General features: G+C 39.1%; 14 protein-coding genes and 1 other annotated feature. Of the genes, 5 read left to right on the plus strand and 9 right to left on the minus strand.

Translation table 11 applies throughout. The features are described 5' to 3' along the window. Positions 1 to 63: 63 nt before the first annotated feature. Positions 64 to 2,475 (minus strand): leucine--tRNA ligase, encoded by a 2,412-nt coding sequence (gene leuS, locus FGL72_RS05485; RefSeq protein WP_004908127.1) that lies wholly within the window; start codon positions 2,473 to 2,475, stop codon positions 64 to 66. Positions 2,476 to 2,573: 98 nt separating this feature from the next. Then, positions 2,574 to 2,773, minus strand: a binding site (T-box leader). 46 nt (positions 2,774 to 2,819) lie between these two features. Between leuS and FGL72_RS05490 the strand changes: the two genes are divergently transcribed. From FGL72_RS05490 to FGL72_RS05500, 3 genes are read left to right on the plus strand one after another with little or no spacing between them, the layout of a single operon-like run. After that, on the plus strand, positions 2,820 to 3,458 hold the full coding sequence (locus FGL72_RS05490) for a phosphatase PAP2 family protein (protein ID WP_085698871.1): 639 nt from the start codon (positions 2,820 to 2,822) through the stop codon (positions 3,456 to 3,458). Next, positions 3,442 to 3,963, plus strand: a complete 522-nt coding sequence (locus FGL72_RS05495) for an SAM-dependent methyltransferase (protein WP_085698869.1) — start codon at positions 3,442 to 3,444, stop codon at positions 3,961 to 3,963. Before FGL72_RS05490 ends, FGL72_RS05495 begins: the two co-directional genes overlap by 17 nt. Positions 3,964 to 3,978: 15 nt before the next feature. Further along, the gene (locus tag FGL72_RS05500; RefSeq protein WP_085698867.1) at positions 3,979 to 4,767 is read left to right on the plus strand and encodes a peptidylprolyl isomerase; all 789 of its coding nucleotides are present in this window, start codon (positions 3,979 to 3,981) and stop codon (positions 4,765 to 4,767) included. A gap of 39 nt (positions 4,768 to 4,806) precedes the next feature. Here FGL72_RS05500 and FGL72_RS05505 read toward each other — a convergent pair whose 3' ends face one another. The 3 genes from FGL72_RS05505 to FGL72_RS05515 all read right to left on the minus strand — a co-directional run bounded on the left by FGL72_RS05505 (position 4,807) and on the right by FGL72_RS05515 (position 6,863). Continuing rightward, a complete protein-coding gene (locus FGL72_RS05505; RefSeq protein WP_004900325.1) occupies positions 4,807 to 5,244 on the minus strand; it encodes a universal stress protein in 438 nt (145 codons plus the stop codon). A 107-nt stretch (positions 5,245 to 5,351) separates the two neighbouring features. Continuing rightward, entirely contained in the window at positions 5,352 to 6,056 is a 705-nt protein-coding gene (gene rpiA / locus FGL72_RS05510) for a ribose-5-phosphate isomerase RpiA (protein WP_170167816.1), read from the minus strand. Positions 6,057 to 6,128: 72 nt separating this feature from the next. After that, positions 6,129 to 6,863, minus strand: a complete 735-nt coding sequence (locus tag FGL72_RS05515; RefSeq protein ID WP_085698865.1) for an amino acid ABC transporter ATP-binding protein — start codon at positions 6,861 to 6,863, stop codon at positions 6,129 to 6,131. Between the two features lie 140 nt (positions 6,864 to 7,003). Here FGL72_RS05515 and FGL72_RS09750 point away from each other — a divergent pair, with 140 nt between their 5' ends. Next, positions 7,004 to 7,147: a hypothetical protein gene (locus FGL72_RS09750; protein WP_004900334.1), complete on the plus strand. Its 144-nt coding sequence runs from the start codon at positions 7,004 to 7,006 to the stop codon at positions 7,145 to 7,147. Between the two features lie 89 nt (positions 7,148 to 7,236). Here FGL72_RS09750 and tuf read toward each other — a convergent pair whose 3' ends face one another. From tuf to FGL72_RS05530, 3 genes are all read right to left on the minus strand, one after another. Then, a complete protein-coding gene (gene tuf / locus FGL72_RS05520; protein ID WP_004900335.1) occupies positions 7,237 to 8,424 on the minus strand; it encodes an elongation factor Tu in 1,188 nt (395 codons plus the stop codon). Between the two features lie 163 nt (positions 8,425 to 8,587). Then, entirely contained in the window at positions 8,588 to 9,517 is a 930-nt protein-coding gene (locus FGL72_RS05525) for a type I site-specific restriction-modification system, R (Restriction) subunit (RefSeq protein WP_040176722.1), read from the minus strand. Positions 9,518 to 9,587: 70 nt separating this feature from the next. After that, complete coding sequence (locus FGL72_RS05530; protein ID WP_133286227.1) at positions 9,588 to 11,405, minus strand: ribonuclease J; 1,818 nt, start codon at positions 11,403 to 11,405, stop codon at positions 9,588 to 9,590. 203 nt (positions 11,406 to 11,608) lie between these two features. Here FGL72_RS05530 and FGL72_RS05535 point away from each other — a divergent pair, with 203 nt between their 5' ends. After that, positions 11,609 to 12,241, plus strand: a complete 633-nt coding sequence (locus FGL72_RS05535) for a hypothetical protein (protein WP_085698861.1) — start codon at positions 11,609 to 11,611, stop codon at positions 12,239 to 12,241. A 91-nt stretch (positions 12,242 to 12,332) separates the two neighbouring features. Here the strand turns inward: FGL72_RS05535 and rplT are convergent, their stop codons facing one another. Both rplT and rpmI read right to left on the minus strand, forming a co-directional pair. Continuing rightward, entirely contained in the window at positions 12,333 to 12,752 is a 420-nt protein-coding gene (gene rplT, locus FGL72_RS05540; RefSeq protein ID WP_004900351.1) for a 50S ribosomal protein L20, read from the minus strand. A gap of 81 nt (positions 12,753 to 12,833) precedes the next feature. After that, positions 12,834 to 13,031, minus strand: a complete 198-nt coding sequence (gene rpmI / locus FGL72_RS05545; protein WP_004900365.1) for a 50S ribosomal protein L35 — start codon at positions 13,029 to 13,031, stop codon at positions 12,834 to 12,836. Positions 13,032 to 13,083: the final 52 nt, after the last annotated feature.

Raw genomic sequence — 13,083 nt, forward strand, 5'->3', positions numbered from 1 at the left:
TCTTAAACTATTATGTACGCTGACTATACTTAGTCAGCCTATTTTTATCACACAATAACTTTATTAACTAACAACAATATTGACAAACTTACCAGGAATAGCAATAACCTTACGAACGGTTTTACCCGTAATGAAGTTTTGTACATTATCATCAGCTTTAGCTGCAGTAATCATGTCATCTTGATTAATATCACGCGCGACGGTCGCTTTACCACGAACTTTACCATTAACCTGAAAAATAATTTCAACTGTATCATCAACCAACTTTGTGTCATCGTACGTTGGCCAAGAGACGTATGAAATTGATTCACGATTGCCTAAGCGAACCCAAAGTTCTTCTGCTAAGTGAGGGGCAAATGGTGCCAATAATTGGATAAAGCCATTCATATAAGTCACAGGTAAGGCATCAGACTTATACGCGTCATTAACAAAAACCATCATTTGTGAAATTGCTGTATTAAAGCGCATATTTTCTAAATCATCTGTCACTTTTTTAACTGTCTGATGATAAATTTTATCCAAATCACCAGGATTAACAGTTGTCACATGATCGCGTAATTGCCCTTCATCGTCAATTAACAATCGCCAAACACGATCTAACCAGCGACGAGAACCGGTAATGCCTTCTTCAGACCAAGGCTTACTTTGTGTCAAAGGTCCCATGAACATCTCGTAAACACGTAGCGTGTCAGCACCATATTCACGGACAATATCATCTGGATTGACTACATTTCCCTTTGATTTTGACATTTTTTCGTGGTTAGCACCCAAAATCATCCCTTGGTTCACTAACTTTTGGAATGGTTCTTTAGTTGGTACAACACCCAAATCATATAAGAATTTATGCCAGAAGCGAGCGTACAATAAGTGTAACACAGCATGTTCAGCACCACCAACGTATAAGTCAACATTCATCCAATACTTCAATTTTTCAGGGTCTGCTAGTTGGTGATCATTATGTGGATCAATATAACGTAAGAAGTACCAGGATGAGCCTGCCCACTGAGGCATTGTATTTGTTTCACGACGACCTTTAACGCCATCGTCACGTGTCACTTCTAACCAATCGGTTAAGTTAGCTAGTGGTGACTCCCCACTACCTGATGGTCGTAATTCTGTGGCATGTGGCAACAAAAGTGGTAACTCATTTTCTGGTACTAAGCTTGTTGTCCCATCTTCCCAATGAATGACAGGAATCGGTTCGCCCCAGTAACGCTGACGAGAAAAAATCCAATCACGTAGTCTAAAGTTGGTTTGTGCATGTCCAGCTTGATGTGCTTCTAACCAGTCAATCGCTTGATCGATAGCGGTTGCTTTGTCCAAGCCGTCTAGGAAATCAGAATTGATGTGTACCCCATCGCCAGTATATGCAACATCATCATTCTCGCCACCAGCAATCACAGGCTTAATCGCCAAATCAAACTTTTTTGCAAACTCAAAATCGCGGTCATCATGCGCTGGAACGGCCATGATTGCACCTGTGCCATACGAAGCTAAAACATAATCGGCAATCCAAATTGGCAATTTTTCACCATTGATTGGATTGATACCATAAGCACCTGTAAAGACACCTGTTTTATCCTTGTTCAAATCTGTACGTTCAAGATCTGACTTAGCAGCAATTGCTGCACGATAATCTGCGACAGCTTGTTTTTGCTCTGCTGTGACAATACTGTCAACTAGTTCATGTTCAGGAGCCAAAACCATATACGTAGCGCCAAATAAGGTATCTGGTCTCGTTGTGTAAACTTCAATTTTAGCATCTGCGTGATCAACATTAAAGAACACTGCAGCACCCTTGGAACGGCCAATCCAATTACGTTGCTGTTCCTTAATCGCTTCTGGCCAATCCAAATCATCTAAGTCATCAACTAATCGGTCAGCATAGGCTGTGATTTTCAGTACCCATTGTCGCAAGGCTTTTCGCTCAACCTTATTTCCAGAACGTTCTGACTTACCATCAATCACTTCTTCATTAGCCAAGACAACACGGTCAATTGGATCCCAATTGACCATCATGTTAGACTCGTATGCTAGACCTTTTTCATATAATTTTTCAAAAATCCACTGAGTCCACTTATAATAAGATGGATCTGTCGTATTTATCTCACGATTCCAATCGTATGAGAGGCCCAATGATTTTATTTGCTCACGAAAATGATCAATATTTTGACTCGTAAAGTCAGCTGGATTATGCCCTGTTTTCATTGCATACTGTTCTGCTGGCAAGCCAAAAGCATCCCATCCCATAGGGTGTAAGACATTAAATCCCTTAGCTCGCTTAAAACGGCTCATAATGTCTGTTGCTGTATAACCTTCTGGATGGCCAACATGTAAGCCCTGTCCTGACGGATAAGGAAACATGTCAACAGCATAATACTTTGGCTTATCAGTTGTATCAGAGGTAGCAAAAGTTTGATTATCATCCCAAAACTTTTGCCACTTTTGTTCAATTTGTTGATGTTCGTATGGCATATTTTTTCATACAGCAATTTACTAGAATCGCTGCATATCCTCCTTAAAATAATTAAAGTAAAAACGAAAAATCACCCTATATCACACTAAAAAGCATGACATAGGGCGAATTAATCGCGGTACCACCTATGTTTACGTATTGCTACGCCTCAAAACGTCTTAACGCGACGATACGTTGAAAGTTACTAAAGTTTCGCTTTCAAGGTGATTTAACCGAGTTCAACATGTTGTTCGGTAAACTTTCACCACCGCTTACTCTCTAACACACCACGCCATGTCTACTACTGTTAAATATAATGCTCTAATTATATCACGTTTAATCAAAATCAGGTATACTGTATGTTATGATTATAAAGCAAAAAACACAGATTATATTGGCGCTAATTACTTTTAGCATTTTTCTCTGTCTAACGATTGGCTTGGTATCACAAGCTTTGTGGTTTGAACAGCTCAATAGTATCGGTCAACATTTAATACAACAGCGATCACCATTAGCAGATATGATTCTAATCAATATTACGCAACTTGGTAGTGTCACATTTATTGGATTAAGCACGTTAATCTTGATTATTTTCTTAAGTTATAAGAAAGCTTACCCTGCATTGCAGTTTTTACTGGTCAATATTTTTTTATATGCAGGGTTAACGACACAAATAACCAAACGTATTATTCGCAACCCACGTCCAATACCACAGTTAATTCCAGAGCACGGCTTTAGTTTTCCTTCTGGACACACGATGGTTGCTATTTTATTCTATGGTACATTAATCGTGCTAACCAAGCGTTATGTGTCAAAAAGTTGGTTGCAACTAACAGCAATTACTATTTTCACCTTGCTACTCTTTGTCATCCCAATCAGTCGTATCTATGTCAATGTACATTACCCGACTGACATTATCGCTGCACTGTCGTTAGGCTATAGTTTACTCACTCTTTCAAAATATCTATTTTTAACAGGAGATTCCTATGATACCATCAATTGAGACACTCGCACACCAACTCATTGAACAAACTGTAAAAGTTGGCGATATTGTGATTGACGGGACGACTGCCAATGGCATTAATACGCGTTTTCTAGCGACAAGGGTCGGCAAGTCTGGCAAAGTATTAAGTTACACGGCGACAAAAGATAATGCAAATGCAACAGCTGCCTCACTATTTATGAGTGGCTTGTCTGAACGCGTCACTTTGCTCGGTAAAACGCTAGATCGTTCTTTTTTACAAGAAATCGGCTCACAGAGTCAAGCAAGTATTGGTATTTTTGACTACTCAGATGATGCACAAAATAAGAATCAATATCCTAATGACTACACTGATCAAATCAATCGTGTGTTGCCACGACTCGAACACGGTGGCCTTATGCTCATTAAATTTCAAGACATACCTACCGACTGGCTAGCCTATCTTGATACACTAATCAAAGCTGACTATGCGCAAGCAACCTACCGAACTAAAAAAGAGACCCTATTTATTATTGAACGTATTTAATCATTAGGAGGCAACATGAATAAAGAAAAACAATATGTGACGATTGCTGCAATGGTCACGATACTTGTGGGACTAATCATCGCTATTTTCCTGCTAACATCTCAAAAAAATAGTGGTTCATCCAACGATACGGCTAAGCAACAAACCTCTCAAGTAAAAAGGGATCCCAAGCTTGATCAGATGACATTGCCGCAACTTAATACGACTATTGCTGATGACGAGAGCGAAGTGAGACTTGTTACCACTGCCGGTGACATCACACTCAAGCTATTTAATCGCTATGCGCCGCTTGCAGTTGAGAATTTTATTAGTCATGCTAAAGCAGGTTATTACAACAACACAACGTTTCATCGCGTACTTGCAGATTTCATGATCCAGGGTGGCGATCCACAAGGAACTGGTAAAGGTGGTGAATCAATCTGGCATAACAAAGATAAAAATATCGATAGTGGCCAAGGTTTTAAAAATGAAATCAGCTCTTCTTTATACAATATCCGTGGCGCATTATCTATGGCTAACGCTGGTCCCAACACTAATGGTTCTCAATTCTTTATTAACCAAAATAAACAAGACCAATCTCAAAAACTTAATACAAATCAATATCCAAAAAAAATTGTAGCGGCCTACAAAAATGGTGGTAATCCCTCTTTAGATGGTAGCTATACCGTGTTTGGCCAAGTCATATCTGGCATGGCTGTCGTTGACAACATTGCTTCAGCCAAGGTCAAATCCGAGGGCGAGGGCTCTACGCCTATTGATCCCATTAAAATCAAAAATATTGTTATTCTAAAAGAAACGAAATAAAAAGCAGTGATTAATCACTGCTTTTTACTTTGCTTAAAATTATGATTCACTCACGCGCATAATCAAAACATCGGTACGCGATGCTTGGGTTACAAAGGAAGGCACCGTGCCCGCCATAACGCGTTGCAATGGGCTCAAACCTGTTTCCCCAACGACAATCAAATCGCTCTTATGATCTTTAGGAAAATCACGTGCAATAACTTGTTTTGGTGTTCCAAAACGTACGTGGACATCAACGTCATTGTGTCCAATTTGGTGAGCATACTCGTAAGATTTATTAATAACTACCTCAGCATCCTGCTCCATCTGATAAATAATATCGGCGTTCATAACAATGGTACCAAAGTAACCACCTGATGTGTCTACTACATTTAAAATATCAATGTGCGCATCGGGTGCGAATTCATGCACTTTCTTGATGAGAACATTTGATACATCTGAACCATCAATTGCAACTAAAATATTCTTGTATGCCATAATCTCTTACTATGCTGCGCCTATCACGCGACATGCTCCTTTGTTTATTTCTTTACAAGTTCATTATACCGCTTATGGATAAAAGATGTAAGCGCTTTAGTCCATTGTTACATTTTTTTCTGTAAATCAGTGCGTCGTAAGTAACTAACACCCTGTTGTGACCCAACAATGACTTCATCGGCAATATCTAAAAATAAACCATGCTCAACAACACCAATCCGTCCGTCTAGATATCGGCTTAACTCGTAGGGCTGATCAATAACTTGTAAATCCAGGTCAACAATATAATGCCCCATATCAGTCACAACTGGTTGCCCATATGCTCCTGTACGCAATTTTGGATACAAATGATGTTGTTCAAATTCAGTAATCAATTTACCACTTCCAAATGGCACAACTTCAACAGGTAACGGAAACTGACCTAACTTATCATGTACTTTAAGACTATCAACAATCCAAACCACACGTTTAGAATTCTTCGCTACAATTTTTTCCATTAAAAACGCCGCGCCACCACCTTTAATACCATTCAGTTCTGTATCAACTTCATCTGCGCCATCTATTGTTAAATCAATCATGGGTGCACTGTCGATATCTTGTATTTGAATGCCTAATTCTTTGGCACGATCAGCTGTTTTAAAAGAGGTCGTTACACCAATAATATTTAGCTTCTCATGTTGTACACGCTCAGCTAAGGCATCTAAAAAGAAGGCAATTGTCGACCCTGTGCCCAAGCCAACTGTCATACCATCTTTGACTAACTTTGAAGCAGCAATCGCCGCCTTTTTTTTTGCCACTAATATATTGTCCATGTGCCTATCATAACAGAAATAAAAAAAGATTGATAGTAATCGTATGTGACATACGATTACTATCAATCACTATTATAAGACTTTCTTCAAAAATTCCTGTGCACGCTTAGTTTGTGGTTGACTAAAGAACTTTTCGGGTGTGGCAACTTCTTGTAGTCCGCCATCTGCCATGAACCAAATTGTGTCTGCCACTTCACGAGCAAAGCCCATTTCATGTGTGACGACTAACATTGTCATACCAGCCTCAGCTAAAGATTTCATAACATTAAGTACTTCACCAACCATTTCAGGATCCAATGCACTTGTTGGTTCATCGAACAGCATCACGTCTGGCGACATGGCTAACGCTCTTGCAATGGCCACACGTTGCTGTTGTCCGCCAGAAAGACTTGTTGGATAAACATAATATTTATCAGATAATCCAACCTGAGTTAACAACTGTTTGGCTAATTGTGTTGCTGCGTCATCTGCCAAACCTTTCACTTTCATCGGTGCCAATTTAACGTTTTCTAAAACAGATAAATTTGGAAATAAATTAAAGCTTTGGAATACCATACCCATTTTTTCGCGCAGCTGATTTAGTGCATTTTCACCTAAATTAGTGAGTTCACTACCTTCAAAGGTAATTTGACCACTCGTTGGTGAATCTAATAAATTAACAGCACGTAAAAAGGTAGATTTACCGGCCCCTGACGGCCCTAAAATTGCAATCACTTCACCTTGTTTAACTGTTGCATTAACATTATCAAAAACAATTTTGTCACCGTATTGTTTCTTTAAATTGGCTATAGTTAATAAATTGTCCATATTAATTACTCCCTTTGGTCTCTAAGTAATAGTATACATGAATGCAGTTTATATGCATTAAATATACTTTTTATAACTGAATAATTGTATATTATTGCATAAAAAGTAGCGTATACTTAACTCACACGGAGGTATATAAGATGGCAAAAATTATGAATAATGAGACATCTGTCACACAGTCGATTGATGATTTATTTCAGCTACCCGCTGATCAAAAAGAAAAAAGTAATTATTCTCGCGATGCGATGCTTGGTCGTGAGAACAACAAAGATCAAAAAAAATAAAGAAAACTATTACTTTACCATACTTGGAGATGTTAAAGTGATAGTTTTTTTAACAAAAAAAAACACGCTTACGCGTGTTTTCAAAATAATTAGTCTTCGATTTCAGTAACTGTTCCGGCACCAACAGTGTGGCCACCTTCACGAACAGTAAACTTCAAGCCTTGTTCGATAGCAACAGGTGAAATCAATTCGATTTCGAATGTTACTTGGTCACCAGGCATAACCATTTCTACACCAGCTGGCAATTCAACAACACCTGTAACGTCAGTTGTGTGGAAGTAGAATTGTGGACGGTAGTTAGTAAAGAATGGTGTGTGACGTCCGCCTTCTTCCTTAGAAAGAACATAAACTTCAGCCTTGAACTTCTTGTGTGTCTTGATTGAACCTGGCTTTGCCAAAACTTGGCCACGTTCGATTTCGTTACGGTCAACACCACGCAACAATGCACCGATGTTATCACCAGCTTGTGCTTCGTCAAGTGTCTTACGGAACATTTCAATTCCTGTAACAGTCGTTTTCTTGATTTCGTCTTTCAAACCAACGATTTCAATTTCTGTACCAGTAGTCAATACACCACGGTCAACACGACCAGAAGCAACTGTACCACGACCAGTGATTGTAAATACGTCTTCGACAGGCATCAAGAAAGGCTTGTCAGTTTCACGCTTTGGTTCTGGAATGTATGAATCAACAGTATCCATCAATTCTTCGATAACCTTAACTTGTTCAGGGTCACCTTCAAGGGCCTTCAAAGCTGAACCTTTAATTACAGGAATATCATCGCCTGGGAAGTCATATTCTGACAACAATTCGCGAACTTCCATTTCAACCAATTCAACTAATTCTTCATCATCAACCAAATCAGTCTTGTTCAAGAATACAACAAGATATTCAACACCAACTTGACGTGCCAACAAAATGTGTTCACGTGTCTGTGGCATAGGACCATCAGTTGCAGCAACAACCAAGATAGCACCGTCCATTTGAGCGGCACCAGTGATCATGTTCTTAACGTAATCGGCGTGACCAGGGGCATCGATATGAGCATAGTGACGTGTTTCTGTTTCGTATTCGATGTGTGAAGTGTTAATCGTGATACCACGTTCTTTTTCTTCAGGCGCGTTATCGATTTCAGCAAAATCAGTAGCTGTGATACCTTGCTTTTCAGCCAATACCTTTGAGATTGCGGCTGTCAAAGTCGTCTTTCCGTGATCGACGTGTCCAATAGTACCAATGTTAACGTGGGGCTTAGTGCGAACGTAAGTTTCCTTAGCCAATGTAGTTTCCTCCAAAATTCATTTATCAGTATTCTGAAAAATGTTTATAAATATATTTTACAACGCAAGCCGTCAAAAGACAACAGTTAATTGCGTTTTTCCGGCTCTTGAAGCCAAAAATTATTATACCGAGTTATTAAGAAAATGTAAATAGTTTTACGAATTAATTTGCAAAAAATGAGGCAATCAAGCTACGAACATGTTGATGCCATTTTCGCTGTTCAGCAGGCTCATTATCCGTACTTTTATCGTAATATTGGGCAATACTTGCTGTTACCCACGCTTCTGGATTAGTAATAATTTCTGTCACACGTGGATAAAGTAATGTCATTTCAAATCGTACTTGCTGGGCTAACATATCCATTGCAATGGGATCATCATGGCCAAGGCGTTCATCTAAGAGATCTGCAACTGTCTCAAAAATAGGTGAATCGACTAATAAGCTCACTTGACTTAAATTAATCGTATATGTCTTATCATCTAACCAACGATAGGCGATATCCCCCTCAACCTGTAATTTTTGTAAATCTTCAAATAAGGTAGCTCGGATGATGGGTGTTACATAAGGGTCAACAAGTAAAAATTGTGCCCCTTTTACAAATTCAGCCACTGGCAAATGCCTAGCCGATTCATAACGATCGCGCTGTTGAAGCATATCATAATCACTCAAATGATAAAATTGTCGGCCAATGGTCTGAAAAGTGGTGGCCATGGTCTCTTGTGCTACGGATTCAGCACGCCGTATATCTTTAAGGACTGCCGATTTAACAACCTCATCATGCCATAATACGGCTATTTGTTGCGCATAGACAAAGTTTTGATTTTGGATGGCAAGCGTCACAACCATTCGAAAATCGGTTTCTTCTTCTAAGTAATTATATAAAAAATCATCAGCATATGAAGCGGCTAATTGATACTGCTCATCCATGAATAGTGCAGTAACTAACCGGTAATTAATATCAAACGTTGTTAATGATTCATACACAGTGATTAAAGTTTCCGCAGCATCATGCCAATTTTTTTGTGACATCTCTGTCTGTGCGCGATCGATTAATTGCTTGATTTCAGGTGATAGATGATCTTCCAATGTCATACGATACCATAGCTATTATTAAAACAATAACTATTATCCTTTCCAACCTTTCAAATGATGCTAAATTATGTTATTTCTCTGCCTTCACAACAACCTTTTTAGCTTTCTTCTTAGGTGTGTTATTTTTTTCTTTATTTAATTTAACGTTTTGTGCTTGACGCGTTTTAGTTTTATTATTGGCATTATTGCTCTTATGTGACGTTGGCCGACGATTCTGGTTAACTTCCATTACAACTGGCATCACCATCGGACGACGACGCGTTTGATCAAATAAATAACGCGACAAGACCTCTCGAACGCCGTTCTTCAATTCATTCCAATCAAAGTTTTTAGTTGTATTGAGATAATTTTCAATCTGCTTAACCGTTATTTCTGACGCTTCTTTCATCAAGTCACGGTTAGCCTTCACGTAGACAAAACCGCGAGAAGTCAATTTTGGCTTAGAAACCACTTGTCGTTTCTTACGATCAATCGTCACAACAGAAACGAAAATACCATCTTCAGACAAAATGCGACGATCACGCAAGACTACGTTACCAATGTCCCCAATACCAGCCCCATCAATTAGCGTTTCGCCAATCGTAAATGAATCTTGTAACTCGAAATGATCGTCAAGCCATTTGAATTGATCACCCTTCATTGCCATCATAATATGGTCTGTTGCAATATTCACTTCTTCTGCAGCAGACTTAGCAGAAGACATCACGCGATATTCACCTTGAATTGGCATGAAATAATCTGGTTTTAAGACATTAATCATCATTTGCAAGTCGTTACGTGATGCATGACCACTTGAGCGTAAGTCACTGCTGATTTGCTTAACATTGGCGCCTTGCTTGAAGAGCATATCACGTGTTTTGGCAACAACACTTTCCATTGCCGTAGAAGGTGTTGTCGTAATAAAGACAAGGTCATCTTCTCCTATACGAACATAAGGATCTTCACCATTAGCCATGCGATTCAAATGCTTGATGGGCTCTCCCATACGTCCTGTTTCCAGAATCACTGTCTCTGAAGCAGCTAAGTTTTTAGCATTTTTAAGATTAACAAGTAATTTACTTTCCGGTACGGGAAGGTATAATTTACGAAGGCGGATAGCTGTTCGAACAACATTTTCAATATCATTACCGGACAACACTAGTTTACGCTTTGTTGCCACAGTGGCGTCAATGACCTGTTGAATACGTTGAATATTAGAAGCAACTGCAGCAATAATAATGCGTTTCTTTTTATTATCACGGAATGTCTCTAAAATGTAATCACTAATTTTAGATTCATTAACAGAGTCAGTATCCCCTTCTGTCCCTGCAGCATCGGCAAGTAATGCTAATACTTTACCTTGACCAATTTCGACTAGTCGAGCAATGTCAGTTCGATAATTTTTTTCTGCTGTTTGGTCAAACTTAAAATCGCCCGTATAAACAATTTGTCCAAACGGTGTGCCTAACACAATGCCCATTGAATCTGGAATGGAATGTGTTGTATTAAAAAACGATACAGTCACAGTTCCAAAGTCAATTTCAGTTTTTGCATTGACAACATGGTAATCGTCGTAATCCTTGAGCGCTTCTTGATCTTTGATAGCTAACTTAGCTAACTCAATCGTTAGTTCTGAACCAAATATTGGCGCTTGTACTTGTTGCAAAAAATAAGGTAAGGCACCAATAGCATCAGCGTGACCATGTGTCAAAAAAACACCGGCAATTTTATCACTATTTTTTATTAAATAATCAAAATCAGGTACGACAACATCCACACCTAATTGATCTGTTTCCGGATATTTCAAACCAGCGTCAAAAATAAAAATTTCATCATTTACTGTAATTGCGTACATGTTTTTACCATTTTCGCGGACACCGCCAAATGGAATAATACTTAAATCTGTCATCTTTTTCCCTTTATAAATAGACTTATGCTATAAGCCATAATTTTTTCGTAAATATAAACAAGTGGATACTGCTGGTTTCTAAAACGCGGAGTCATCCTATTTTTTGTCTCGATACGTAATTATATCCATTTTAACATACTTTAAGCATTTTCTGTTATCATTATCTAAGGAAAGGAACAGGACAATGCGTCCTGATTTTAATTATGCAACGCAAACCATTTAAGCAGTCTCACCGCCTTCGTTACTTACTTGTCGGTCTTCTAATTGTCGCCGTTATTATTGTGGCAACCGTGATTTTAGGTCAACATGGTGGTAAAAAAACATCAGAAACATCACAATCGACTAGTCAATCTTCTCAAAGCCAGAACAAATCAAACAGCACTGGTTCAACTAGTGCTACTAGCTCCAATGCGCCTGTGTCATCGACTGATGAAGCCTCTTCAGTTGTTGTCCCATCTGTTCCTAGTTCAGCAGCCTCAGAAGCCATTCATGCAGTGGTCAATGATGGCACACAAACACCGATTGCCGATAACCAGACGTCTGCACCGCAAGTCGCAGCGTCAAGCAGTGTAGCAACACCAGCACCAGCCCCTAAAGCTGTTACATTTGGTAATTGGACCCTTGCTAATTTTAATACGGTGAAGTTAGGTAGTGCTACCTATGATCAAGTTAAAGCAAGCTACGGGAACCCTACTAATTTAGTTGCTTCTGACACGGTCACTGCTAACTGGATTAGTACGAGTGGCGCAAAAGTTACAATTGTCTTTACACCAACTGGCGATAACAAAAATTTGCAATTGGTTGCTAATTATAAAGTACAATCTGGTTTACAATAACACTAAAAAATAGCCCTTAAGTAGGCTATTTTTTTTGCTGTGTTTATAGTAAATAAAAAAGTGTGGCGTCATGCCACACTTTTGATTATTCTTAACGGTCAACCTTAACAGTTGTTTCCAATGTTGCGGCAACGCGTTCTTGAACTAATACGTTGTCTGATGCTAAAGCTGCTTTAGCTTGGTCAGCCAACTTTGCAAATGTATCAAAATCAGTTACAGCGATTTCAGCTAACATCTTACGATTTAATTCAACACCGGCAAGTGTCAAACCGTGCATCAACTTTGAATATGACAAACCGTTCATACGTGCTGCTGCGTTAATACGCGCAATCCACAACTTACGGAAGTTACGCTTTGTGTTCTTACGATCACGGTATGCGTACAAGTATGACTTCCAAACTTGTTGCTTAGCAACCTTAAAATTAATACGACGTTGGCCACGGTAACCCTTGGCCAACTTAACCATCTTTTTACGACGTGCGCGTGAAACTGTACCACCCTTAACTCGCATGGGTAATTCCTCCTAGAATTTTAAAAATAACTTGTTGGACTAAAATCCAAAATGTAGATAGATGAACTATCGCAACGCGAATTAGATGTTTGACAACATCTTAGCGTATGTCTTAACAGTCGTTGAATCCATCATGCGTGTGCCACGCAATTGACGACGTTGCTTCTTTGTCTTACCGTGGAAACGGTGTGAAGTATAAGCTGAAGCTGACTTCAAGCCACCGTTGGCTGTCTTTTTAAAGCGCTTTGCTGATGCGCGGTGTGTCTTCATCTTTGGCATGTGACTAATTCTCCTACTTTGTGATTTTGTTTAAGCTTGTAAACAAGCAATT

The sequence above is a fragment of the Leuconostoc citreum genome (assembly GCF_007954785.1).
Taxonomy (GTDB): Bacteria; Bacillota; Bacilli; order Lactobacillales; family Lactobacillaceae; genus Leuconostoc; species Leuconostoc citreum.

Excerpts from the sequence above, each read along its gene's own strand:
- leuS (WP_004908127.1), bottom strand. The coding sequence starts at position 2,475 with ATGCCATACGAACATCAACAAATTGAACAAAAGTGGCAAAAGTTTTGG.
- FGL72_RS09750 (WP_004900334.1), top strand. The coding sequence starts at position 7,004 with ATGGCAAAAATTATGAATAATGAGACATCTGTCACACAGTCGATTGAT.
- FGL72_RS05495 (WP_085698869.1), top strand. The coding sequence starts at position 3,442 with ATGATACCATCAATTGAGACACTCGCACACCAACTCATTGAACAAACT.
- FGL72_RS05530 (WP_133286227.1), bottom strand. The coding sequence starts at position 11,405 with ATGACAGATTTAAGTATTATTCCATTTGGCGGTGTCCGCGAAAATGGT.
- FGL72_RS05535 (WP_085698861.1), top strand. The coding sequence starts at position 11,609 with ATGCAACGCAAACCATTTAAGCAGTCTCACCGCCTTCGTTACTTACTT.
- rplT (WP_004900351.1), bottom strand. The coding sequence starts at position 12,752 with ATGCGAGTTAAGGGTGGTACAGTTTCACGCGCACGTCGTAAAAAGATG.
- FGL72_RS05505 (WP_004900325.1), bottom strand. The coding sequence starts at position 5,244 with ATGGCATACAAGAATATTTTAGTTGCAATTGATGGTTCAGATGTATCA.
- rpmI (WP_004900365.1), bottom strand. The coding sequence starts at position 13,031 with ATGCCAAAGATGAAGACACACCGCGCATCAGCAAAGCGCTTTAAAAAG.
- rpiA (WP_170167816.1), bottom strand. The coding sequence starts at position 6,056 with ATGGACAATATATTAGTGGCAAAAAAAAAGGCGGCGATTGCTGCTTCA.
- FGL72_RS05525 (WP_040176722.1), bottom strand. The coding sequence starts at position 9,517 with ATGACATTGGAAGATCATCTATCACCTGAAATCAAGCAATTAATCGAT.
- FGL72_RS05515 (WP_085698865.1), bottom strand. The coding sequence starts at position 6,863 with ATGGACAATTTATTAACTATAGCCAATTTAAAGAAACAATACGGTGAC.
- FGL72_RS05500 (WP_085698867.1), top strand. The coding sequence starts at position 3,979 with ATGAATAAAGAAAAACAATATGTGACGATTGCTGCAATGGTCACGATA.
- FGL72_RS05490 (WP_085698871.1), top strand. The coding sequence starts at position 2,820 with ATGATTATAAAGCAAAAAACACAGATTATATTGGCGCTAATTACTTTT.